This window comes from Mycobacterium sp. NGS24, from assembly GCF_059813065.1.
This window is the reverse complement of the sequence record NZ_JCALDW010000016.1, coordinates 1-24,138: the sequence shown is the minus strand read 5'-3', so window position 1 is coordinate 24,138 and position 24,138 is coordinate 1. Positions and strand designations below refer to the sequence as shown.

Annotated in this window: 22 protein-coding genes and 1 pseudogene; 18 read left to right on the top strand and 5 right to left on the bottom strand. The window is 66.2% G+C overall.

Annotation, left to right across the window (positions count from 1 at the left end; genetic code table 11):
• The first annotated feature begins 93 nt into the window (after positions 1-93).
• Genes AC5Y6Y_RS19050 through AC5Y6Y_RS19020 form a run of 7 tightly spaced genes read left to right on the top strand, consistent with a single transcriptional unit; the run spans position 94 to position 7,776 of the window.
• Positions 94-1,032 (top strand): thiamine pyrophosphate-dependent dehydrogenase E1 component subunit alpha, encoded by a 939-nt coding sequence (locus tag AC5Y6Y_RS19050; protein WP_499918994.1) that lies wholly within the window; start codon positions 94-96, stop codon positions 1,030-1,032.
• A 13-nt stretch (positions 1,033-1,045) separates the two neighbouring features.
• Positions 1,046-2,044 (top strand): alpha-ketoacid dehydrogenase subunit beta, encoded by a 999-nt coding sequence (locus AC5Y6Y_RS19045; protein ID WP_499918883.1) that lies wholly within the window; start codon positions 1,046-1,048, stop codon positions 2,042-2,044.
• Entirely contained in the window at positions 2,037-2,273 is a 237-nt protein-coding gene (locus AC5Y6Y_RS19040) for a lipoyl domain-containing protein (RefSeq protein ID WP_499918881.1), read from the top strand. Before AC5Y6Y_RS19045 ends, AC5Y6Y_RS19040 begins: the two co-directional genes overlap by 8 nt.
• Positions 2,274-2,302: 29 nt before the next feature.
• Positions 2,303-3,175 carry an enoyl-CoA hydratase-related protein gene (locus AC5Y6Y_RS19035; protein ID WP_499918880.1) on the top strand — a complete coding sequence of 291 codons (873 nt, stop codon included), beginning with the start codon at positions 2,303-2,305 and terminating at the stop codon, positions 3,173-3,175.
• Positions 3,176-3,183: 8 nt separating this feature from the next.
• On the top strand, positions 3,184-4,716 hold the full coding sequence (locus AC5Y6Y_RS19030) for an acyl-CoA synthetase (protein ID WP_499918879.1): 1,533 nt from the start codon (positions 3,184-3,186) through the stop codon (positions 4,714-4,716).
• A gap of 13 nt (positions 4,717-4,729) precedes the next feature.
• Entirely contained in the window at positions 4,730-6,082 is a 1,353-nt protein-coding gene (locus AC5Y6Y_RS19025; protein ID WP_499918877.1) for an aromatic ring-hydroxylating oxygenase subunit alpha, read from the top strand.
• Positions 6,079-7,776: an FAD-binding protein gene (locus tag AC5Y6Y_RS19020; RefSeq protein WP_499918875.1), complete on the top strand. Its 1,698-nt coding sequence runs from the start codon at positions 6,079-6,081 to the stop codon at positions 7,774-7,776. The genes AC5Y6Y_RS19025 and AC5Y6Y_RS19020 overlap by 4 nt, the downstream gene beginning before the upstream one ends.
• Before the next feature lie 66 nt (positions 7,777-7,842).
• Here AC5Y6Y_RS19020 and AC5Y6Y_RS19015 read toward each other — a convergent pair whose 3' ends face one another.
• The gene (locus tag AC5Y6Y_RS19015) at positions 7,843-8,673 is read right to left on the bottom strand and encodes an enoyl-CoA hydratase-related protein (RefSeq protein ID WP_499918874.1); all 831 of its coding nucleotides are present in this window, start codon (positions 8,671-8,673) and stop codon (positions 7,843-7,845) included.
• A 117-nt stretch (positions 8,674-8,790) separates the two neighbouring features.
• Complete coding sequence (locus AC5Y6Y_RS19010; protein ID WP_499918872.1) at positions 8,791-9,330, bottom strand: class I SAM-dependent methyltransferase; 540 nt, start codon at positions 9,328-9,330, stop codon at positions 8,791-8,793.
• A 158-nt stretch (positions 9,331-9,488) separates the two neighbouring features.
• On the opposite strand from AC5Y6Y_RS19010, the gene AC5Y6Y_RS19005 reads away from it, so the two are divergent.
• A complete protein-coding gene (locus AC5Y6Y_RS19005) occupies positions 9,489-10,007 on the top strand; it encodes a TetR/AcrR family transcriptional regulator (RefSeq protein ID WP_499918992.1) in 519 nt (172 codons plus the stop codon).
• Here AC5Y6Y_RS19005 and AC5Y6Y_RS19000 read toward each other — a convergent pair.
• Entirely contained in the window at positions 9,994-11,220 is a 1,227-nt protein-coding gene (locus AC5Y6Y_RS19000; RefSeq protein ID WP_499918871.1) for a hypothetical protein, read from the bottom strand. The genes AC5Y6Y_RS19005 and AC5Y6Y_RS19000 overlap by 14 nt on opposite strands.
• Positions 11,221-11,778: 558 nt before the next feature.
• Here AC5Y6Y_RS19000 and AC5Y6Y_RS18995 point away from each other — a divergent pair.
• The 6 genes from AC5Y6Y_RS18995 to AC5Y6Y_RS18970 all read left to right on the top strand — a co-directional run bounded on the left by AC5Y6Y_RS18995 (position 11,779) and on the right by AC5Y6Y_RS18970 (position 15,978).
• Complete coding sequence (locus AC5Y6Y_RS18995; RefSeq protein WP_463825374.1) at positions 11,779-12,228, top strand: hypothetical protein; 450 nt, start codon at positions 11,779-11,781, stop codon at positions 12,226-12,228.
• A 52-nt stretch (positions 12,229-12,280) separates the two neighbouring features.
• Positions 12,281-13,465, top strand: coding sequence for a cytochrome P450 (locus tag AC5Y6Y_RS18990; RefSeq protein ID WP_499918870.1), 1,185 nt, complete (start codon positions 12,281-12,283; stop codon positions 13,463-13,465).
• Positions 13,462-13,656, top strand: a complete 195-nt coding sequence (locus AC5Y6Y_RS18985) for a ferredoxin (RefSeq protein ID WP_463825372.1) — start codon at positions 13,462-13,464, stop codon at positions 13,654-13,656. The genes AC5Y6Y_RS18990 and AC5Y6Y_RS18985 overlap by 4 nt, the downstream gene beginning before the upstream one ends.
• 39 nt (positions 13,657-13,695) lie before the next feature.
• Positions 13,696-14,484 carry a heavy metal-binding domain-containing protein gene (locus AC5Y6Y_RS18980; protein WP_463825371.1) on the top strand — a complete coding sequence of 263 codons (789 nt, stop codon included), beginning with the start codon at positions 13,696-13,698 and terminating at the stop codon, positions 14,482-14,484.
• Positions 14,484-14,861: a DUF5073 family protein gene (locus AC5Y6Y_RS18975; RefSeq protein WP_499918866.1), complete on the top strand. Its 378-nt coding sequence runs from the start codon at positions 14,484-14,486 to the stop codon at positions 14,859-14,861. The genes AC5Y6Y_RS18980 and AC5Y6Y_RS18975 overlap by 1 nt, the downstream gene beginning before the upstream one ends.
• Before the next feature lie 190 nt (positions 14,862-15,051).
• Positions 15,052-15,978, top strand: a complete 927-nt coding sequence (locus tag AC5Y6Y_RS18970) for a putative antibiotic biosynthesis monooxygenase (RefSeq protein WP_463825369.1) — start codon at positions 15,052-15,054, stop codon at positions 15,976-15,978.
• Between the two features lie 6 nt (positions 15,979-15,984).
• On the opposite strand, the pseudogene AC5Y6Y_RS18965 reads toward AC5Y6Y_RS18970, so the two are convergent.
• Together AC5Y6Y_RS18965 and AC5Y6Y_RS18960 are read right to left on the bottom strand one after the other, a co-directional pair.
• Positions 15,985-16,860, bottom strand: a pseudogene (locus AC5Y6Y_RS18965) (SDR family NAD(P)-dependent oxidoreductase); the annotation flags it as partial.
• Position 16,861: 1 nt separating this feature from the next.
• Positions 16,862-19,690: an MMPL/RND family transporter gene (locus AC5Y6Y_RS18960; protein WP_463825368.1), complete on the bottom strand. Its 2,829-nt coding sequence runs from the start codon at positions 19,688-19,690 to the stop codon at positions 16,862-16,864.
• 290 nt (positions 19,691-19,980) lie between these two features.
• Between AC5Y6Y_RS18960 and AC5Y6Y_RS18955 the strand changes: the two genes are divergently transcribed.
• The 4 genes from AC5Y6Y_RS18955 to AC5Y6Y_RS18940 form a co-directional block, all read left to right on the top strand.
• Positions 19,981-20,850, top strand: a complete 870-nt coding sequence (locus AC5Y6Y_RS18955) for a DUF4344 domain-containing metallopeptidase (RefSeq protein ID WP_463825367.1) — start codon at positions 19,981-19,983, stop codon at positions 20,848-20,850.
• A 95-nt stretch (positions 20,851-20,945) separates the two neighbouring features.
• Complete coding sequence (locus AC5Y6Y_RS18950; protein WP_463825366.1) at positions 20,946-22,061, top strand: glycosyltransferase; 1,116 nt, start codon at positions 20,946-20,948, stop codon at positions 22,059-22,061.
• 471 nt (positions 22,062-22,532) lie between these two features.
• Positions 22,533-23,702: a M24 family metallopeptidase gene (locus tag AC5Y6Y_RS18945; protein ID WP_499918990.1), complete on the top strand. Its 1,170-nt coding sequence runs from the start codon at positions 22,533-22,535 to the stop codon at positions 23,700-23,702.
• The coding region (locus tag AC5Y6Y_RS18940; RefSeq protein ID WP_499930148.1) for an aminopeptidase P family N-terminal domain-containing protein at positions 23,692-24,138 on the top strand (447 nt) is incomplete at its 3' end. The genes AC5Y6Y_RS18945 and AC5Y6Y_RS18940, both read left to right, overlap by 11 nt.

The following is a 24,138-nucleotide window of genomic DNA, read 5'->3' as shown; positions in this document are numbered from 1 at the left end:
GCGGATGCAATTGTCCTGCAATGAAGATGGAGAAGCCCGGTGAATGACCGCGACCCGGGGCCGGCGCCCGTGGCACGTCGCCTCTATGAGCTGATGGCGTTGATGAAGGCGGCCGACGACCGTCTATCGAAGGGCATCGCCACCGGCGAGTTCATGTGCGTGTACTGGCCGTCGCGCGGTCAGGAGGCCATCGCCGCCGCCATGGCGGTCGCCCTGCGGTCCGACGATCAGTTGGTGACCACCTACCGGGGACTGCACGACCTCATCGGCAAAGGTGTGCCTCTCGAGGAGATCTACGGCGAGATGATGGGGCGGGTCGTCGGCGCCGGCCGCGGTAAGGGCGGGACCATGCACATCGCCAATCCTGCTGCGGGAGTGATGTTTTCGACCGGTATCGTCGGTGCCGGTCTCCCGGTGGCGGTCGGGCTGGCGATAGCCGGCAAACGCAAGGGGCTGGACCGCGTCACGGTGGTCAGCTTCGGCGACGGGGCCACCAACACCGGCTCGTTCCACGAGGCGGCCAACATGGCCGCACTGTGGGACCTGCCGCTGGTGCTGGTCTGCCAGAACAACCTGTACGCCGAGATGACTCCGACGTCGGACACGATGAAACTCGAACAGGTCGCCGACCGCGCGGCCGGTTACGGCATGCCGGGAGTCCGGGTCGACGGCAACGACCCGCTGGCGGTGAAAGCGGCGCTGGACCAAGCGCTGGACCGGGCGCGCGGCGGCGGCGGGCCCACGTTCATCGAATGCGTGACCTTTCGCTTCCGCGGCCACTATTTCGGCGATCGAATGCCCTACATCCCCAAGGACCAGCTCGCCGCGGCAATGGCTGCCGACCCGGTGCCGCGGTTTCGCGAACACCTGGCCCACACCCGGATCTGTAGTGCCGACGCCCTCGACCGCATCGATGCCGACGCCACGGCACGCGTGGAGGACGCGCTACGCACTGTGCTGGGCGCCGATCCACCGGCCATCGACGAACTCGAACGTGACGTGTACGCGACTCCGATCAAGTTTCCGGTGTGAGGTTCCAGACAGCATGCAAGAGAAAGAGATGACGATGCGCGAGGCGCTCAACCTCGCGCTGGACCAGGCGCTGGAAGCCGATGACCGGGTGTTCCTGCTCGGCGAGGACATCGCCGACCCGGGGGCGTCCGGACCCACTGCCGGATTGTCGACCAAGTACGGTCACGACCGGGTGCTGGACACGCCGATCTCCGAGGCTGCGATCGTCGGGGCCGCGATCGGCGCGGCGATCGACGGCCTGCGCCCGGTCGCCGAGATCATGATCATGGACTTCATCGGCATCGCGGCAGACCAGCTGATCAACAGCGCCGCCAAATTGCGGTTCATGACGGCGGGGCGCACCACCGCACCGATCACCATCCGCACCCAGGTCTACGCCGGCCTGGCCACCGGCGCGACGCACTCGCAGTCGCTGGAAGCATGGTTCATGCACATCCCGGGAATGAAAGTCATCGTCCCGTCCACCCCTCGCGACGGCAAAGGTCTGCTGACCTCGGCGATCTTCGACGAGGACCCGTGCCTGTTCGTGGAGACGATCCGGTTGCAGGGCCGCAAGGGTCCCGTTCCGCTGGACGCCGACTTCGCAATCCCGTTGGGCCAGGCGGATATCAAGCGTTCCGGCTCCGACGTGACCCTGATCGCCTACGGCCGCGCCGTGCACGACGCTCTCGCGGCCGCGGCCACCCTGGCCGAACAGGGGGTCAGCGCCGAAGTCGTCGACCTGCGCACCCTGGTCCCACTTGATGTCGAGACGATCGTCGAATCCGGGCGTCGCACCAAGCGGGTCGTGGTCGTGCACGATGCCGTCCAATTCGCCGGCCCGGGTGCCGAAGTGGTGGCGATCCTGCAGGCCGAGTTGTTCGGCGAACTGGCCGCGCCCATCGAGCGCGTGGCCGCGCGTTTCGTGCCCAACCCGGCCGCCCCCGCGCTGGAGGCGCAGGTGTATCCGTCGCCGGCGCGAATCGTGGCCGCGGCGCAGCGGACCTTAGCCAGGGCCATCGCGCATGGCTGACTTCATCATTCGGATTCCCCGGGTATCGGTGGCTGTGTCGGAGGCCGAACTCACCGACCTGCTCGTCGACGCCGGCGAGCACGTGGACGAAGGCACCCCGATCTACGTGATCGCCACCGAGAAGGTGGAGCAGGAGATCCAAGCCGGGGCATCGGGCACCGTGCAGTGGACCGGCGAAGTCGGCACCACCTACGACATCGGCGCCCAAATCGGCGTCATCACTTCATAATCCGATCCGACGAAAGGTATGGCAGCCGTATGGACCTCAACGAGACTCGCGAACGCATCATCTACGAAAAGGAAGGTCCGATCGCAAGGGTGATCCTGAACTGGCCTGAGAAAGCCAACGCGCAGGACCAGAAGCTCGCCGAAGAGGTGGACGCCGCCCTGCTGGACGCCGACCGCGACTACGACATCAAAGTGCTGATTCTCAAAGCCAACGGCAAGGGTTTCTGCTCGGGGCATGCGATCGGCAACAACGCCGTCGACTACCCGTCTTTCGTCGAGGCCGCCGGGGTGATGGGCACGCCGTGGAAGCCGCAGACCGACCTGTTCGTCAAGCCGATCCTGAACCTGTGGGAGTTCTCCAAGCCGACCATCGCGCAGGTGCATGGCTACTGCGTGGGCGGCGGCACCCATTACGGGCTGACCACCGACATCGTGATCGCCGCCGAAGACGCCTACTTCTCCTACCCGCCGCTGCAGGGCTTCGGCATGCCCTCCGGTGAATGCTCAATCGAGCCTTGGGTTTTCATGAACTGGCGGCGGGCCGCGTACTACCTGTATCTGGCCGAGGTCATCGATGCCAAAAAGGCACTCGAGGTCGGTCTGGTCAATGAGGTCGTGCCGCGCGAGGAGTTGGATGCGCGTGTGGAGGCGATTGCGCGCCATATCGCGCAGGCACCGATGACGACGCTGCTGGCGACCAAGGCCAATCTCAAGCGCGCCTGGGAGCTGATGGGCATGCGGGTGCACTGGCAGAGCTCCAACGACCTGGTCGCTCTCGCTTCCATCAGCAAGGACGTGCAGCAGCTGATCCAGACCGTGTTCAAGGACAAGGTGCTGCCCTCCGAACAGGCCCGCCGTCAGGCTGCCGCCGCCGCGTCTACCGACGGTGCGCCCACCAGCTGAGTGCGCCGGTGAACATCGCCGACCACGCGATCACAGCGCCGGACTCGCCGGCGCTGATCGTCGACGGTTGCGCGATCTCGTTCGGCGAGCTGTATGCCCGTAGCCAACGGGTCGCCGCGGCGCTGCACGACGCGGGCCTGCGTCGCGGCGACGGGGTGGCACTGATCCTGCCGAACCGGCCGGAGTTCTTCGAAATCACTTGGGGCTGTCAGCTTTCCGGGCTGTACTACACCGCGGTCAACACCCACTTCACCCCGGATGAGGTGGCCTACGTCGTCGACGATTCCGACGCCCGGGCGGTGTTCGTGGATGCGTCGTACGCCGGTCTCGCCGCCGGATTCGGTGCGGTCAATTCCGCCGTGCGCATGCACGTGGCCGTGGGGGGTGAACTCACCGGCTGGCAGTCGTACGAGGACGTGCTCGCGGGCGCCGGCCCGGCGCCTGCGTTGTCGGACGGTTCGGAAATGCTGTATTCATCGGGCACCACGGGCCGTCCCAAAGCGGTGCGCCGCCCACTGCCCGTCGACGGCAACGGGTCGTGGGCGCAAGCCGTCCTGCAGCTCGCGCTGACCCACAAGTACGGGATGGATCCGTCGTGCGTGTACCTGTCCCCCGCTCCGGCGTATCACGCCGCCGGGGTGAACTACACCATGGCCGTCAACCGGGTGGGCGCCGCGTCGGTCATCGTGCCCAAGTTCGATGCCGAGACGGTGCTGCGGCTGATCCAGACGCATCGGGTCACCCACGCTCAGTTCGTGCCGACCATGTTCGTGCGGATGCTCAAGCTGCCCGAGTCCGTGCGTAACGAGTACGACGTGTCCAGCCTGCGGTGCGTGATCCATGCAGCCGCACCCTGCCCGGTCGACGTCAAGCATCGGATGATGGACTGGTTCGGCCCGATCATCCACGAATATTACGGCGGCACTGAAGGATTCGCGGGCACCACGATCGGGCCCGAGGAGTGGCTGGCCCACCCGGGGTCGGTGGGCATCCCGATGACCACGGTCCACGTGGTGGGCGAGGACGGCCGGGAACTGCCCGTCGGTGAATCCGGTGAGCTGTACTTCGAAGGCGGCCCCGACTTCGAGTACTTCAAGGATCCTGCCAAGACCGCCTCGGTCTCCAACGATCGCGGCTGGCGCACCCTGGGAGACGTGGGCCGGGTCGACGAAGACGGTTATCTCTACCTCACCGACCGTGCCACGTTCATGATCGTCTCCGGCGGGGTCAACATTTATCCGCAGGAGGTGGAGAACGTGTTGGTGATGCACCCCAAGCTCGTCGACGCGGCGGTGTTCGGCGTGCCGAACGACGAGTACGGCGAGGAAGTCAAAGCCGTCGTGCAACCAGCTGACGGCATCCGACCCGGCCCCGACTTGGCGGCCGAGCTGATCGACTACTGCCGGGCGCACCTGGCTGCCTACAAGTGCCCCCGCACCATCGAATTCGACCCGCAGCTACCCCGCGACCCGAACGGCAAGCTCTACAAGCGACGTATCCGGGAACGCTACTGGCACGGACGAAGGTCCCGGATCCTATGACTGAAGGAACGTTATGAACGTGAACTGGACGCCGCTTCCGGTGCCGTGGGCGGTGCAGTCCGCCGACCGGATTCCCAAACAGCGGTACTACGACCCGGACTTCTATGCGCTGGAGAACGAGATGTTCTGGCCGCGGGTATGGCAGATGGCCTGCCGGCTCGAGGAGATCCCCAAGACGGGCGATTTCGTAGAGTACGAAATCCTGGATCAGTCGATCATCGTCGTGCGGGTGGACACCGAGAACGTGCGGGCCTACCACAATGCGTGCCGTCACCGCGGAGTGAAACTGGTGGAGGGGAACGGATCCCGGCGCACTTTCGTGTGCCCGTTCCACGGCTGGTGTTGGGGTATCGACGGGCGCAACACCTTCGTGCTGCGGTCCGAGACGTTCGACGAAGAAAATCTGGACCCGCAGGATCTGGCCCTGGTACCGGTGCGATGTGAGCTCTGGGGTGGCTGCGCGTGGATCAACCTCGACGATGACGCACCTGGATTGCGGGACTGCTTCGAACCGTTCGCTACCATCTACGACGCCTGGAAGGTCGAATCGCTGCGCACCGAGTGGTGGCAGTCGTGCCGGCTTCCGGTGAACTGGAAGCTCGCGACGGCCGCGTTCATGGAGGGCTATCACGTCCCGCAGACCCATCCGCAGTTGCTGCCGTCGTCGCAGCCGGCGACCGGCAAACCACCCGGACTCGTACAGACCAGCCTGTATTTCATGCGCACGCTGGGCGAAGGTATGGCCGGGATGACGCACGAGAACGACGTCCGAATCGCCGAGGGCTTGCAGGATATCGAGTTGCCCGCCGACCCCGCCGAGGCGATGGCGGTGTGGAAGCGCACCCTCAATGACGCTGTGGTGCATTGGCATCGGGCCCGCGGCTGCGATATTCCAGACCTCAACGACCTGCAGCGCCGCGGCATCGTGGATGCCATCGGGTTCTGCTTCCCGCATTATTTTCTGCTGCCCCAGTACAGCAGTGCGTCGTCGTACCGCATCCGCCCGCTGGGTCCAGAGGAGACGCTGTTCGAAATCTGGTCGCTCACCCGGATTCCGCCGGACCAGCTCACCGGCAGACCGGCCCCACCGGAGCCCATGGCACCCGATGACCCGCGGTGGCCGCCGATCCCGGCCCAGGATTTCGCCAACCTGCCCAGACAACAAAAAGGTCTGCACTCCAAGGGGTTTGAGTTCATGCGGCTGTCCAGTCAGATCGAAGGGCTGATCTCCAACTTCGAACGCGTGGTCGACGGATTCCTCGCTGGTCTGCCGTATCAGGCGTTGGTGCCGGCGATTCAGAAGACCAACACCACCATCGACGTGCCGATCGCAGATTTGGGTTTCACGGCCGGTGTCGGCCGATGAGCACCCAGTGGGACCGCACGGTCGACTTGGTGATCGCGGGCAGTGGCGGTGGCGGGATGGTCGCCGGACTCGCCGCCCTCGATGCCGGGCTGCAACCCCTGATCGTCGAAAAGCAGGCCCTGGTGGGCGGTTCGACCGGCCTGTCCGGCGGCATCGTCTGGCTGCCCAACAATCCGCTGATGCGCGCCGACGGCATCCCCGATTCGCACCAGGACGGGCTGGCCTACCTGGCCGACGTGGTCGGTGACATCGGGCCGGCCTCCTCCCCCGCGCGTCGGGAGATGTTTCTCACCGCCGGCTACGAAATGATCAATTTCCTGGTGCGCAAAGGTGTTCGGCTGATCCGCTGCGCCGGCTGGAGCGACTACTACCCGAACCACAAGGGTGGCAACGAGTCCGGCCGGGCGGTGGAGGGAATACCTTTCGACGCCGCCGAATTGGGTCGCTGGCACGACAAAGTGCAGCCGTCGCTGGCCAAGAACTACGGCTACACCGTACTCACCAACGAACTGCGCTCAGTGCAGTACTTCAACCGGTCGCCTCGCGCATTCGTGGTGGCCACCAAGGTTTTCGCGCGCACCCGGGCCGCGAAGATCGCCCGCCGGCAACTCCTCACCAACGGGGCGTCATTGATCGGTCAGATGCTCAAGGTGCTGATCGACCTGAGCGATGGCGATCCCCCGCTGTGGGTCAACGCGGCAATGGACGATCTGATCGTCGAGGACGGCCGCGTCGCCGGCGCACGTATCATCCACGACGGCACCCCGGTCAATGTCGAAGCGCGCAAAGGCGTTCTGCTGGCCGCCGGAGGCTTCGGCCACAACGCCGACATGCGCCGGCGGTACAGCGGCGATCAGCCCAACGACGGCAAGTGGTCGATCGCCAACGCCGGGGACACCGGCGAAGTGCTGCAAACCGCGATGCGACTGGGCGCCAAGACCGATCTGCTCGACGAAGCATGGTGGCTGCCTTCGGTTTTCATCGCCAACGGCGGCGCGGCCGCGGCGTCGCTGGGCTCCGGGCGTCAGCGCCCCGGCGCCATCTACGTCGACTCCACCGGCCGCCGGTTCTGCAACGAGTCGAATTCGTATGTCGAAGTGGGCAAAGCAATGTACGCCAACAAAGCGGTGCCCTGTTGGATGATCTTCGACGACGGCTACGTGCGCCGCTACGTCGCAGGTACCAACCCGGTCAAGCGTCAGCACCTGCCGCCCGAACTGATCGCCAACGGTGCGGTCAAACGGGCCGATGCCCTCGGTGACCTCGCTCGCCACATCGACCTGCCCGCTGACGAACTCGTCCGAACTGTGCAGCGGTTCAACAAGTTCGCCCGCAAGGGGCTAGACCCCGACTTCGGCAGGGGGCAATCGGCCTACAACGACTGCCTGGGCGATCCCGGCTACCGACCCAACGCCGCCCTCGGCCCGCTGGACCGGGCGCCCTATTACGCCACCCGGGTGTTGCCGGCCGACGTCGGCACCTGCGGCGGGGTGATCACCAATGAGCACGCCCAGGTACTCGACGAGCAGGACCGGGTGATCGAAGGGCTCTACGCCACCGGGAACACCACTGCGACGGTGATGGGCCGGACGTACCCGGGTGCCGGGGCCAGCATCGCCAGCTCGATGGTGTTCGGCTACGTGGCCGCCCGACACGCGGCGGGCCGCCGGGTGGCCGGCGAGATGACCCGCTGACCCGCGCGAGCAGACGCAAAAGCCCCTTTTTCCCGTTGAAATTAGGGGCTTTTGCGTCTGCTCGCGCTACTCGTCGCGGCCGATGAAGTCGCGGGGCTTCATGCCCGACTGCATCAGCTCGGCCCGCCGGGCCTGCACGTCGGTGGCGGCACCCACCATGTTGGTCAGAATGTGACTGACCTGCAGGTGCACCCGCATGCCCATCAACTCCCAGGCCCGCTTCACGTTGTTCTTCACCGCCATCAGCGTGGTCAGCGGGATCTGGGCGATCCTGGCCGCCATTTCTTCGACGGTGTCCTCCAGGGCATCCCGGGGCACCACCCTGTTGAGCAGACCCCACTCCAGGGCCTGCTCAGCGGACAGCGTCGGGGCCAGCAGCAGCCAGTCCATGGTGCGGTGCCAGTTCATCAGCAGCCACGGTTCGATCATGGTGTGCCCGCCCGGCTCACCGAGGCTTTGGGCAAGGGGCATCTGGAAATAGGCGTCGTCGGAGGCGACACAGAAATCCGTCAGCAACCCGAGATAGATCCCACCCCCCATGCAGTAGCCGTGGATCTGCGAGATCGTCGGTTTCGGGAACTCCCACAGGTACAGCGTCGGCCATAAGAACAGGTCGGCGGTGCCTTTGTAGAGGTCCTCGAAGGTGTTTCCGAAATCGGGATACGGGTTTTCATCCGGACCCCAGCGGGCCACATGGCCGCCGCAGAAGCCCTTGCCGTTCGCCTTGATGATGACGACCTTGATCTCACCGTCGCGGTCTGCCTCGTGTAGGCAGGTGTCGACCTCGGTGACCAGCACCGCGTCCTTGGTGTTGGCTTTGTCGACCCGGTTGAGGATGATCCGCGCGATCGGTGGCTCACGTTCATAGATGACCGCTTCAAGGACGCGCCGCTCCATGGTTGTGACCCTACCCGACGCGGTTTCCCCGCACCGCTCACCAGCGGTGTTACTCAATGATTTCGCTTGTGCCGCTGCGAAACCCATCCTGGCGGGGGGCTTCGCGGCGATTGCCCGTCACGCCTGCGCCACCAGCCATGCCCGGCCCTCGCCCTCACCGGCCGCCAGCACCGTCAGTTCAGCGAATGCTGAGGGCAGTTCGCCTGGTGCTGCGCGAAACGGCCCAGGCTCGGCGCCCACCTCGCTCAGCGCGGCGATTGCCAGCAGGCCGCGCGGCGCCAGGCGATCGATCAGCGCCCGGTCCAGGCGGCGGTCGTGGAACCTGTGGCAGAGGATGAGGTCGACGGGATCGCCGTCGGGCAGTCCGTCGTCGAGGTCGACGGCATCAAACCGGCACCGCTCACCGACTCCGTTCTGCCGCGCCAGTTTACGTGCATCCGCGATGGCTACCGCGGACACGTCCCATCCCCACACCTGCAGACCCCGCCGGGCGAGCCAAACCGCGTGTTGGCCTTGGCCGCAGGCAATATCGAGAGCTTGTCCCCCGGTAGGTATCAGATCATCATGCGGCGCAAGGAATTCGGGAGCCACCACCGCCGGTGCCGTTCCCGACTGCAGATAACGCGCGTCCCACTGACGTCGATCTTCCCGGCTCACAGCGCCTACGTTACGGCCGGTCCGTCAGCCCTGCCGGCAGTCCGGCTTTCTACACTGGACGGGTGTCAGGAGATGCAAGGGCGCCGCTGGCAGGTGACGTCGCCACCGGCACCGGGCGCCGGTCCGATCGGCGTCCGGGTCAGACCATTCGCAAGGTGATGGACGCCGGTCTGGAGGAGCTGCGTGAATCCTCCTACGCCAACCTGACCATGCGTGCGGTCGCGCAGCGTGCGGGAGTGTCACCGGCCAGTGCCTACACCTACTTCTCGTCCAAGAGTGCGTTGGTTGCCGCGGTTTATCTGCGGTTCCTGCGCGAACTACCGCTACACACCGACGTTAACGACACCACCAGGACCAGGGTGAGCGCGACGATGCGAGACATGGCCCTTGTCGTTGCCGAAGAACCTGAGCTGACCGCGGGCTGCGGCGCGGCATTGATCGCCGACGATGCCGCCGTGGCGCCGCTGCGGGACGAGATCGCCGAGGAGGTGGCGCGGCGCATCGGTGCCGCACTCGGCCCGGGCTGGCCGCGCGCGGTGAAGTCGACATTGCAGATGACCTTTATCGGAGCGCTGATGAGCGCGCGCTTCGCCACCTACCAGGAGATCGCCGGACAGCTGGACGAAGCGGTCCAGCTCATCCTCGGGGCATCCGTCGAGAGCTCTACACCGGGGTGAGCGGCAATGACTTGCGCGGCTGGAACACAAATGTCGAGCCGCCACTGAACTTTGTCACCGCAACCTCATCGAATTCCTTTGCCGCAGTCTCTGTTTGGATGACGATGGCGGTCCAGTCCGTCGGCGTTCCGCTCACCTCGACACTCAGGTGCGGATCGACAGCAGCGACGATCGCCTGTAACGGTTCGACCGATGCCGCCGACACGAGTGCCGGCCACGCCGCGTCCTCATGGGCCGGCGACGGATGCAGATGCACGCGGTCGTGCTCGAAGTCGGCGTACACGTAGGCGGCGGGGTTGAACAGCGGGTGCAGTTCCAGCACCCGCACCGCGCCCTCGACACCACCGGGTAGCTCAAGTGACCGATGGATCCGCTCGGCTGCCAGACCCGCCAGGCCGATCAGCTGCTTGGTGGCTATCAAGCGAACTTTCTCCGCATCGCCCTCGGCGCGTTCGCTCACCGCAAGGGCAAACGAGAGGTAGAGCAGGTGCATTTGCAGGCACACTTCGTCGGCCAGGCGAACCAGCGCCGAGTGGGAGAACGCTTCGAAGTCGAAGTCGGAGACCAGCGGACCCGAGTAATCCGCCTGGCCCGGCTCGGTCCCGTCGATGGGATCGAGTTCGGTGGTGGCCGCACGGGTCCGGCCGACGATGTCCAGTGCCGGTATGAATCCGACCTCGGGGTGGGACTCGTCGATGATGACCGTCCAGGCGCAGTGCGGCTGGCGGTCCGCCGGTGTCCGGGGCGGCCGGTGAATAGGCCGAACCTGGGCCCTGCGGTTGGTGGCCAGCGCCGTGGCGTCGAACGTCGGGTCCTCGATGTCGTGGCACATGCCGCGCACGTACTCCTCGCCCATCGGTTCGACATCGAGCAGCGCGCCGCAGTGATCGAGGTGGAACTCGCCGTGCCAGCGATCGTGCACCGTGTACCGGAAGTCCATGAACTGCGGCGGCGCACCGATGTCGAGTTGCAGGCCTTTGAAGATGGTGATCACGTCGTCACCCTCGAAGCGCAGCGCGCGCTGCATGCGCTTGGTGTACAGCGGGCTCGCACCCGCCCATTCGTCGATCGCGATCTGCAGCATTGCCTCACGACCGAATTGCTGGATGCACCAGGCCATTCCAGACCGGTCGATCATCTGACCGATCAGCAGCAACTCCGGCACCAGGGTGGCGAGCTGCGCACGGGTGAGGGCGGCGTACCTGCTGGTCATGGACGGTCCTTCGAGTGGCGACAACGTCGGACTACGCGGCTGACATGGGCTGCATATGCCGCACTTATGGACACTTGTCTGGTTTCGATTCGAACTTTAGTCGACCGGTCCCACCGGAGCAAGGACGCCATAGTCCGAGCAAGATGAGTTTCAGCGAATCAGGATCCGTCACTGCAACCGTTCCTGAGGCGGGTGTGAGGCCAGCACCTTTACTACATGCTGGACAAGTGTCCAGCATGTCGTGGACCGATGCCTCTCGGGCGCTCGCCTGGGGCGCGCATCTGGCGCGGGTTGAGTTGGCCGCAGCCCTGCTCGTCATGGCGCGGGACGTGTCCGAGGTGCGACGTACCGGGCCTGCGCCGTGACGCTTCCCGCCCGAATTATCCGGTCCCACAACACTTTCTATCGAAATACGCATATCGTGACTGACCCGCGGCAGCCAACCGCGCGATTCGGCCGGTCCGGAAGCGTTGCCGCACGGCAAGTAACCGGCGGTTGATCCGCTGCCCTGCTTCGGTAATCCTCGTCGAAGTACGACGATCCGAAGGAGGGCCGGGCATGGCCGGGATAGGACAACTCGCGCTGAACAGTGCGCCGGTCCTGGGTGGGGTGATGCTGGCGATCGCCGCCGGACAGTTCCGGGGGCCTGACTTTCGCAGCATGATCAAGCAGGATATGGACCTGCTCGACCGGCTGCCGCCGGAAGCCGCCGAACGCCGCGCCGAGTTGCAGCGCACCATTAACGCCCGCATCGACGATCTGGTGGAAGCCTCGGATCGGGGTCGCGCGGTGCGCAAGGCGGCGGTGTCCTACCAAGGCAACTGGCGTGACATCGTGCTGTTGCTGTGCGTCTTGCTGTTCACTGTCATCTGGTGGGACGTCAACCACAGCCGCAGCAATTGGATGGTGACGTTCATCCTGCTGATCCTGCTGTCGCTCGTCACGGCTGCCTACGCGCTGCGCGGAGTGCTGCGGGCCGTCACGCACCGGCACGCCAGACCGAAATAACCCATCCGAAGAGGGCATTGCCCACCGCTGGCCGCGGTGCCAGGCTGACACCATGACAGAAGCCCAGGGATTCGTCGACCAGGCTGTGACGGGTCTCGCTGAGCCCCAGCCGATGTATAAGGCACTGCGCGAATCGGCGCCGGTGTTCCGCTCCCCGCAAGCGGTGGTGCTCAGCCGGCTCTCCGATATCGAGATCGCACTCAAACGGACCGATCTGTTCTCGTCGAACATGGACGCGGTCGATCTCGGCAATCTGCGGCCACTGATCCCACTGCAGATCGACCCGCCTGATCATGCCAAGTACCGTCGCATTCTCGATCCGCTGTTCACGCCCCGCGAAATGGCTCGGCGTGAGCCGCAGGTCTCCGCTTTGGTGAACGAGATGATCGACCGTTTCGCCGGCCGGGGCGAGTGTGATTTCCACGCCGAGTTCGCGGTGCCGTTGCCCTGTACCGTGTTTCTGCAATTGCTCGGCTTGCCGTTGGACGATCTCGACACGTTCCTGGAGTGGAAGGACGGCGTGATCCGCCCGGCGGGTGCCACCGATTGGGACGACCGGCACGCGAGCTCGGCGCCGGTGGCGCAGCAGATCTACGACTATTTCGAGCGCGCCATCGACGACCACATCGCAAACCCCCGCGACGACGTGCTTACGGCGATGATCGCGCTGCACCACAAGGGGGATGGTGGCAGCGCGCTCACCCGCGAGGAGTTGCTCGACATCTGCTTCCTGTTCTTGATCGCCGGGCTGGACACCGTGACCGACTCGCTGGACTGTTTCTTCGTGTACCTGGCCCGCAATCCCGAGCACCGCCACCAACTGGTCGAGCAGCCGGACATCCTGCCGCACGCCGTCGAAGAATTGTTGCGTTGGGAGACACCGGTTCCCGGCGTGGTGCGGGTCGCCATGCAGGATGTGGAGATCGGGGGTTGCCCGATCAGCAAGGGTGAGCGGGTCAGCCCATTGCTGGGCGCCGCCAACACCGACCCGGCCGAGTTCGCCGATCCCGAGCTGGTGGACTTCAACCGCAACCCGAACCGGCACCGCGCGTTCGGCGGCGGTCCGCACCGCTGCCTCGGCTCTCATCTGGCCCGCATGGAGTTGCGGGTCGCGTTGCGCGAATTTCACCGTCGCATACCCGATTACGAGATCGCGCCGGGCACCGAGTTGAAGTACACCGCGGCGCTCCGCTCGGTCGAAGCCTTACCGCTGACCTTCCCGGTGCCGGTGCGATGACGCACATCGAGCTCGACGCCGACCGGTGCGTGGGGCACGGCCGGTGCTACTCGTTGGCGCCCGACGTGTACGACGCCGATGACGTCGGGCACTCGATACTGCTGCTGGCGGATGTCTCGGGTCCGTTGGAGGTGCAGGCGGCCACCGGTGCCCAGAACTGCCCCGAAGAGGCAATCACCCTCACACCGTGAGCCGACGCTGCCGCCCACCAGGAGAAGGGACGCCCGACCATGGAGCCGATGTCGCTCGATCCGGTCGCCAGCGAGCGACTGTCGCACGCCGGAAAATCCTTCACGTCCGATCTGTCGATCAACGAATTCGCCCTGCTGCACGGCGCCGGTTTCGAGCCGATCGAACTCGTCATGGGGGTGTCGGTCTACCACGTCGGGTTCCAGTTCACCGGCATGCGGCAACAACAGGAGCTAGGTGTGCTCACCGAAGCGACCTACCGGGCGCGCTGGAACGCGATGGCCCGCATGCAAGCCGAGGCCGACGCGCTCCAGGCGGACGGGATCGTCGGGGTACGCCTTAACTGGCGCCACCACGGTGAGGGTGGTGAGCACCTGGAATTCATGGCTGTGGGCACCGCAGTGCGTTACAGCGCGAAGCCCGGCGCCTTCCGGCGTCCCAACGGCCAGGCGTTTTCCAGTCATCTGTCCGGTCAGGACATGGTGACGCTGCTGCGTTCCGGGTTCGCCCCGGTGGCATTCGTGATGGGCAACTGCGTGTTTCACATTGCGGTGCAAGGGTTCATGCAGACATTGCGCCAGATCGGCCGCAATATGGAGATGCCGCAGTGGACACAGGGCAACTATCAGGCGCGTGAGCTGGCGATGACGCGCATGCAGACCGAAGCCGAGCGCGACGGTGCCACCGGTGTGGTGGGGGTGCACTTCGCGGTGTCCAACTACGCCTGGGGACACCACACCGTGGAGTTCTACACCGCGGGAACCGCGGTGCGACGCACCGGAAGTGCAGAGACCATCGAGCCCACCTTCGTGCTGGCGATGGACAACTGATGAGCGACTTCGATCCCGAATGGATCAGTCGCACCATCGCAGGCGCGCTCGCCGGACCGGGCGGTATCGCGTTGGTGGTCAAGGTCTTCGCCGGACTGCCGGGCGTGCGGCACACGCCGGCCCGACGCGGGTTGTTCTCGTCCAACCCGGAACGAGTCCAGATCGGTGACTGGCGTTACGAAGTCGCGCGGGACGGCCGACTGCAGGCCGCACACCTCGTCAACGGTGTCGTGATTGCCGAAGACATCCTGCCGGCCGACGCCGTGGGTCCACACCTCGCGCGCTCGCTCGGTCAGATCGTGACACGCTACGGCACTTCGATCGTCCCGAATATCAACGCGGCCGTCGAGGCGCTCGGCGCCGGATACCGGTTTTGAACTCCAAAACCCTTGTGTCCCAGACTCATGTGCTGCACTCCCGTGACATCACGGTAATGTTCAATCGAACCCGGCGCACCCGACTCCCCATCGAGCCCCCACCTCGGGGCCTGCACCGCGTACCCACGTGCGCGCATCGCCAAATCGACCGTGCGGCGCAAATTGCCGGCGGCGATGGTAGACAACTGGCATGACAGTCGCCGCTACCGGGATCACGATCTTTCATCCCCCCGCCGACCCCGAACTGTTCGACCGGTGGCTGGACACTTACCTGGATTCGGCGCGTCGGGCGGCCGGGTTTGTCAGCGCGCGCCGATCCGTCCAGCGCGGCGAACAGCTGGATCACGGTGTCGCGACCTCGTTCGACAGCGCCGCAACGCTGGACGGTTGGCTCGACGGCGCCGACCGCCGGGCCGTACTCGCCGACGGCCACGCGCAGGGCTTTCAGCGGTCCACCGCCGATCTCATGCTCGTGGACGGGGAGCCGGCACCGGCCAACGCCACCATATTCCTGCACCGCGTGGCTGCCGGCAACGACGTCGAATTCGTTGCCGCCCAGGGTGATCTGACGGTGGCTTGCGCCGCGTTCCCCGGCTATGAAGGGACGGCACTGTTCCCCGCTGACGAATCCGGGCAGTGGATGTCGTTGCTGCGCTTCCGCACCGCGGGCCAGCTGTCCGGCTGGATACGCTCGGCGGAGCGCCGGCATGCGTTGCCGCGCCTACGCGACGAATTGACCGACGACTTCGCCGAACTGCCCAGCAGCGCGCCGTTCGGTTCCACCGTCCGCATTGCCGACGGTCAGACGAAGATCACGCCGGCCTGGAAGACCGCCATGCTGGTGGTGCTGTGCCTGTACCCGACCGTGATGCTGCTGACCAAGTGGTTGTCCCCGGCGCTCGCCGGGCTGGGGATCGCGACAGCTCCGGCCATCTTCGTGGGCAACGTCATCAGTGTTGTTCTGCTGCAATGGGTTCTGGTTCCGGCGGCATCGCGACCGTTCCGGCGCTGGCTCGATCCGATCGATGGCGCGTCAGTCCGCACCGGTTTGACGGGGTCGGCGCTGGTGGTCGTCGGCTGCGGCGCGCTGGTGCTGCTGTTCGGTTTGCTCGGGTAGCCGGCCACCGATCATCGTGTGCAACTCCTCGACCGTCCACGGCGGGTTGCCGCTGTGGTCGCGATAGCCCAGCACCTGCGGCGCCGGCCGGCCGTAGCGGCCGACGAAACCCCCTGCGGCAACAAAAATTTGGCCGGTGACGTCGTGGGCCACGTCGCTGGCGAGGTAGCCGTAGAGCGGTGCCACGTACTGCGCGGGGGCTGCGTGCAGCGAAGCGTGCATCGTCATCTCGTCGAGCAGCCCGCGCCGGTGCAGGTCCCTGATATGAGCCTCGTACGCCGGCCCGGTCGATAGGCGGGTCTTCGCACCCGGACAGACCACATTGGCGCGCACCCCGTCAGCCTTCAGCTCCGCCGCGATCGCCATCGTCAGCGCGTTGACGGCACCCTTGCCGGCGGGGTAGCCGGTACCACCGTAGTCGCCGAGAAACGCGGCCGAGCCGGTGTTGACGATGGCGCCGTGGCCTTGGGCCGCCATGATCGGCGCCGCGAGCCGGCAGGTGTGGAACACGGTGCCCAGATGCGAGCCGACCAGCTGATCGAACTCCGCCGGGGTGATCCGCAGAATCGAGGAGTTCGCCGGTTCGGCGATGCCGGCACAGTTGACCAGGACGTCCAATCGCCCGAACGTCGTCGCGCATTCGTCGATCAGTGCGGCAGCGACGTGTTCGTCGTCCGCGGCCCCGGTCACTGCGACGGCGCGGCCTCCCGCAGCCCTGAGCGCATCGACAGTCTGCTGGACGGCGACCGGGTCGCGACCGTTGACTACGACGGAAGCTCCTGCGCTGCAGAGGAATTCGCTCACCGCACGGCCAATGCCGCGGCTGCCGCCGACCACCACCGCGCCCGCCCCCGCCAGCAGATCCGTTGACAGTGCGGGCAATTCAGACCGGGACAGGTTCGAGTTCCTCCTCGTCACTGGCCTGCTGCCGTGGCCACCACAACCAGCGGTCCAGCACCACCATCATGGCCGGCAGGACGAAGGCACGCATCACCAGGGCGTTCAACAACAGACCGAGACCCACCGTGACACCGATCTGCGCCACGCTCACCACCCTGCTCAACGCGAGGGCGATCGTGGTGATCCCGACGACGATGCCACCGGCGGTGACGGTGCCGCCGGTCGCCGCGAACGCCCGGATGATGCTGGTGCGCAGCCCGGCGGCCAGGCCGTCGCGAATACGCAGGGCGAAGAGCAGATTTCCGCCCGAGGCCACGCTGACCATGGACACAAACGCGATGGGCGGCACCGACCAGTGCAACTCGTGGTGCAGCAGACGGTGCCAGATCAGCACGCTGGCGCCCAGCGCGCAGACATACGACGTCGCGATGGTGCCCAGCACCACCAACCCGGCGACCGGACTTCGCAACAGCGCAGCCGAGATGAGCAGGATCACCCCGAGGGTGAGCACCGCCATCAGCACCAGGTCACCGCCGATGATGTCCTGCAGGTCGCGGGTGGCCGGTCCGACGCCGGTGAGTTGCACGCCGGTCGATTTCAGCGCGCCGTCCGTGGTCGCATCCGCCACGGCGACCGAGATGGCCCGCGCGCGTACCGCGCCTTCGTCACCCCACTCGTGACCATTGCCATAGACGTACAGTCGCGTCGAGTGTCCATTCGGGGAGAAGAATTCGTTCAGTGCGGGACGCATATTCGGGTCGGTGAGGATCTTTCGGGACGCGTAGAGATCGACCCCGGGGCTGCCCTGCGAGATGGAGACCAGACTGCGCAGGTAGGTCGGAAGTTCTTGGGTGGGCACCGGACGAGGGTTCTTCAGCACCTCGCGCAAGCCCGCAGTCATCGCCCGCGTCTGCTCGAGTGGGGCGCTGTGGCTGATCAGGATGTTCGGCAAACCCGACAGCCCGGTTGCCGCGGCGGCGTCGGCGATCTCCTTACTGAGTTGATCGGCGGCATCGGCCAACGTGTTGGAGCTGTCGACGACAGCGGTCGCCCACTGCACCGCCTCCTGGGCGGCCGCACACACCGGCGTCGCCCGGCAGTCCGTCAACGCGCCGACGAACTTACGCAGCGGCTCGAAGATCTCCGAAACCTCCGCGGACCGGGCCCGCACCTTCACGATGGCTTCCTGGGTCAGATGAATGGCCAAACTCACGCCACCGATCGCGTAGTTGCCCGCAAACGAGCCCGACTGAATCAGATCGAGCCCGGTGACCAGCTCACCCGCGGCGGTGTCGAGTTTGGCGAACGTGTCCTCCCGAGCGGTGATCTGGTCGGCGAATTCCTCCAGCCGGTCGCCGACGTTGCCGCCGGTCGCGGTCAGCGCGGCCTGTTTGGAGACCATCCCGCCCGGGTGGCTGGCGGACTGCACCATCCGGACCCCGGAAATCGTCATGATGTTGCTGGTCACCTGCTCGATGGCGGTCAGTGCCGCCGGGTTGCGCAGATCGTGGTCGGTCTCGATCGTGACCACGTCGGGAAGCAACTGGTTCGGCGGGAAGTGCTGATCGACGATCTGGTAACCGCGGCGGGACTCCGAGTTCGCAGAGGTCGTCTGCGTTTCGTCCCACCCGATCGGTACTCCGGGCAGCCCGATGATCAGGATCAGCACCAGGATTCCGCTGGCTACCAGAATCGGCGCCGGCCAGCGTGCCACCTGGGTGCCGATGCGCCGCCACCGGCGCCGCCAATAGTTTCGCTTCGGCGGCTTGACCAGGTCCGCCCGGCTGGCCAGCGCGACGAGGGCGGGTGTCAACGTCAGCGCGGCCAGTCCGGCCGCGAAAACACCAATGCCACAGAGAATTCCGGTGGTCGCGAACATACTGATCTTGGCCAGACTCAGCCAGGCCAAGGCACCCAACGGTGCCACGACGATGAGTATCGAGCCTAAGATCGCCGGCGCCACACCCTGATAGGCGCCGGCAACTGCCGTCGGGGGATCGAAGTTTTGTCGTCGTAGCTCGTGATATCGCCCGATCACGAAGATCGAGAAGCCGGTACCGGCCCCCACTGCCACGGCCACGCTGACCGACAGAGAGAACAGCGACACACTGATGATTTCGCGCGCGGCCAGCGCCGACACCACCGGCTTGGCTACCGCCAGCGCCAAGGTCACCGATACCAGGGGCACCATCGCGGTGATCAGGGATCCGTAGACGACCAACAGCAGCACGAATAACACCACGAACGTCGTCGCCGTGATGACCTGGGTCTGCCGGTCGATCGCATCGAACTCGTCCATCACGGTGGCCCCGGGACCGGTGATGTAGACGTGCAGATTGTCCGGCGGATGCAGTTGGGCGACGATGCCGCGCGCCGCGTTGATCGAATCAACGGCTTCCGTCGAACCCACCACCCCCCCGAGTCGCAACGGGGCGGTCATGACATGGCGATCGGCGCTCATCGCGACCTGCGCGGTCGCCGGCACCAGCCACCAATCGGTCACCTGAAGGACGTGCGTGCTGTCCGCGCGCAGCGCCGTGACCAGTTGGTTGTAGTAGTCCCGATCGTGTTCGTCGAGGGCCCCGATCCGTTCCAGGATCAGGTAACCGACATTGTCGGTGGGCGCCTGCGAGAACGCCGCCGCCGACCTTTGCACCGCCACCGCGGCCCTGGTCCCGGGCGGCAGGAACGGCTGGTCTTCATCGGCGACCACCTGCTCGAGTGGCGGAGTGAGGCTGTTGCCCGCGACCGTCAACATGGCCCACACCCCGACGATCAGCAGCGCGAAGCGGTAGATGTATCGGCCCGTCACCACGTGAACCTCAGCCGCGCCGCGCGAATGTCACGCGGCGGCTCATAGGAGTTCAACGGGCGCATCACCTTCTCATTCGATACCGAACCCGGGCCCGGACGGAATCGGCTAATTCAACCACCACTGTCCTCAGTTCGACAGCGATTTGCCGCGGCCGCGGTCGCACGGATGGCGCGTCAAGCGAGTGTTTCGCCGTTTCTTGCACGCCGGTGTCGTAACGTTTCCACAGGTCCGGGCAGACCTCGAGAACGTTACGACACCGGCACCGCGCCACGAAGGGGGCACGCGACATGCGGAGGCCAGTCATCGTCGTCGCCGCCTGCGCGGCCCTACTGGTGGCCGGATGCAGCGAGGCGAAGAATCATCACCCGTCCGGGAGCAGCCGGCCGTCGCCAGAAGCGGCGGCGACCTCGCAACCCGGTAACCCGACCGAGCCGCCGGTGGTGGCGAAGATGACGTTGCGCTATGAGGAGGCCACCACCCCCGAGGCGCAACGCGGCCGCCAGCTGATGGTGGACGCAAAGGTGTTGGAGAGCGTCGCGGGCCACGTCAACGACACCTTGAACCTGCCGCATGACGTCGGCGCCGTGGCCAAGCAGTGCGGTGAGGCCAACGACTACTGGGATCCCAACCTCAACGAGATTCAACTGTGCTACGAAGACATTCAGCAAAGCGAAGAGAGATTCGCCCGCGCTGAGAACCCGGATCCGGCGCTGGCCGCGGTCAACGCGACGATCTCCGGCTTCTACCACGAACTCGGCCACGCCACGCTGTCCATCTACGAGCTCGCTTTCACCGGCCGCGAAGAGGATGTCGCCGACCAACTGTCTGCTTTCGAGCTGCTGGACCCCGGCGCCGATGGCAAGCCTTATCCCAATGGGGTACGCATCGCGACCGACACTGCGCAGGATTGGCGGCTGAGCGCCAAAGAGGCGGGCGACGCCAACGAACTGCCGTTCTGGGACGGCCACTCGATGGACATCACCCGGATGTACAACTGGGAATGCTGGATCTACGGGTCGGACACGACGGCCAACGCCGGCATCGTGTCCTCGGGTGACTTACCGGAAGACCGCGCCGGCAACTGCGAAGAGGAATTCCAGAACATGTCCAGGGCGTGGCGCCAGATGTTGGGCCCGCACCTGAAGAAACCCAGCTGAGCCGCCGCAGCGCCCGACGGGATTTCACGCGGTATTCAGGCAGCAGTCGGTCCGCGCTCGTCGACCGCACATGAGCACCGGATTCCCTCAGGCGTATGCGGGTGGTACAGGTCGCCAACTTCTACGGACCCAGATCCGGCGGGCTACGCACGGCGGTCGACCGCCTGGGCGCGGAATACTGCGCCAGGGATCACGAGGTTTTCCTGATCGTCCCCGGTCAACGCGCAGACCGCCGCACTCTGGACAGCGGGGTCGTCCGGATCACGTTGCCCGCCAGACTGCTTCCGCGCACCGGCGGCTACCGGGCGATCATGCCCGGGCCGGTGTGCGCCCTGCTGGAGTCGCTGCGACCGGACGCCCTGGAGGTTTCCGATCGGCTGACGCTGCGCTCGCTGGGCCGGTGGGGCCGCGAGCACGGTGCCACCACCGTGATGATCTCCCACGAACGCCTGGATCGCCTTGCCGGGCAAGTGCTTCCGCGTCGCGCCGCGCAGCGGGTGGCTGATTTCGCCAACCGGCGCACCGCCGCCGACTACGACACCGTGGTGTGCACCACCGCGTTCGCCCGCGCCGAATTCGACCGGATCGGCGCGACCAACACCGTCACCGTCCCGCTGGGCGTCGACCTGCACACCTTCCACCCGCGGCAGCGTTGCGCCGAGCTGAGACGCAACTTCGCGGCGCCCGAACAGCTGCTGCTGGTCCACTGCGGCCGGTTGTCGGTGGAGAAACGCGCGGACCGCAGCATCGATGCGCTGGCTTCACTGTGCGACGCCGGCGTCGATGCCCGCCTTGTCGTCGTGGGAACCGGCCCACTGCAGGCCCGGCTGCAGCGTCAGGCCGCCGGGCTACCGGTCGACTTCACCGGGTTCGTCGCCGACCGGCACACCGTCGCCGCCCTGCTGGCCTCCGCCGACGTCGCTCTCGCACCGGGACCGCACGAGACGTTCGGGCTGGCCGCCCTGGAATCGCTGGCATGTGGCACGCCGGCCGTGGTGTCGCGCACCTCGGCCCTGGCCGAGATTGTCACCGCCGACAGCGGCGCGCTCGCCGACAACGATCCGGTGGCCATCGCACACGCGGCCCGCGACATCGTCGGCCGGCCCGAGTCGCAGCGGCGGATGGGCGCGCGGCACCGCGCCGAGATGTTCACCTGGCAGCGGTCGGCCGCCGGCATGCTGACATCGCTGGACACCAGGCAGGCGTCCTAGCCCCCGCGCAGGTCAGTCGGCGAGGTCGCACGAATCGATCAACCCCGGCCCGTAGGTGTTGGCGCCGCATTCGCATTCCCACCGGATATGCGGGCCACACGAACACGACACCGTGACTACCGTCATGTGTCCCGGCAACAACCAGTGACCGCGCGGGCAGCGCCGCGGCGGCCGGTCCGCCCAGTTTGCAAGCGAAACGTGCGACCGCTCGCCGACATCAAGACTCACGCGGATCACGGTCGCATCTGAATCGCCGCGAAATCCAGTGCGCTACATCGATTGTGACCCTTCGTTGCCGCTCCTTGACCGTGTCGTTGCACAAATGGCGGAGCCGGCTGCCGAGGTGGACGCCTCATCTACAGTGGATCGGGTGTTCGGGTGCGGTGTCGCGGTGCCGGGGTCGGCGTGACCGCACGACTCGCCGCGCGCGGTTCGGTGATCGATATCCCCGACGAGCCGGACCGGGTGCGGATGCACGCCGAGACGGGTGCCCGGTTGCGCTCGGCGATGACTCAGCACGGAGTCGACGCGCTGATCCTGCTGCTGAACGGCCATGTCGGATACGCCACCGGGGTCAGTTGGCCGTTGCTGGACGCCGGCCTGTCGCACGTCGAGCGACCCGTCGCCGTGGTGTTGGCTGACGACGAGCATCCGCACCTGTTCATGCCGTTCCGCAGCGGCGTCGCCATCCAGAGCCAGGTCCCCGCCGATCACCTGCACGCCCCGGTGTATCTCGAATTCGACCGTGGGGTAGCGCATTTCGCTCAGATTCTGAGCGGATTGATCTCGCCGGGCGCCGCCGTCGCCGTGGACGAGCTGACCGGCGCCATGCGGCGAGCCGGTGCTGCGCTGTTTCCCGCCGGACCACCGTCAGACGCGGCAGTGGTGCTGGCGGCGGCCCAGCTGGTCAAGACCCGTGACGAACTTTCCTGCATCCGTCGCGCCAGTCGGATCACCGAGCAGGCGGTGAGCGACGTGCAGCAGGCCCTGGCCCCGGGGGTGCGCCAGATCGATCTGTCGGCGGCGTTCGTCCGGCGCGCGTTCGAACTGGGTGCCACCGCAAACATGCTGGAAGCAATCTGGCAGGTGATGCCGGCTTCGCGCGCTACGGGGGTCTGGACCACCCACGGCGATCTGGCCCTGCCGCTGTTGACCACCGACCGCGAACTGGCAGCTGGTGACGTGTTGTGGACCGATATCAGCATCAGCTACGCCGGGTACTGCTCGGACTTCGGGCGCACCTGGCTGGTGGGCGAAGAACCCACGCCGCGTCAGCAACAGCAGTTCGCGCAGTGGCGGGCCATCCTGGATGCCGTCCTGGCAGTCACCAGAGCCGGCGCCACGTCGGGCGACCTGGCCCGGGCCGCGATCGCGGCCAACGGCGGGCGCAAGCCGTGGCTACCGCATTTCTACCTGGGGCACGGGATCGGCACCTACCCCGCCGAAAGCCCCATGATCGGAACCGATCTCGGTGCGGAGTTCGACGACAATTTCATGTTCCCGGCCGGCATGGTGCTGGTGTTGGAGCCGGTGGTGTGGGAAGACGGTACCGGCGGATATCGCAGTGAGGAGATCGTGGTGGTCACCGAGAACGGCTACACCCCGATCACCGACTACCCCTACTCTCCGTATGGCGACTGAAGTCTCGCCCGATTCACCGGCGCTGCGGATGGCCCGCCGCGAGCGCGCGCTGGCCCAGATGGCAGCACACGATCTCGACGTCCTGGTCCTCGGGCGGCAGGCCAATATCCGCTACGTCACCGGGGCGCCGCAACTGTGGATCGCCGGGACCCGTCCGTTCGGGCCGATGTGTGTGGTGGTGCGCGCGGACGGACGGATCTATCTGAACAGCACCGATGACGAGGGCGTCCCGGAGGAGATCAGCCACGACCAGCTCTACGGGCTGGCTTGGAACCCCATGACTCTCATCGAGGTGATCAAAGGAATCGAGGGAGCTGCCACCGCCCGCCGGGTCGGCACCGACGCGATCACCCCCACCTTCGCGGCGTTACTGCCGCTGGCGTTTCCGCATGCCGACATCGTCGACGGTGAACCCGCGTTGACTGCCGCGCGACGC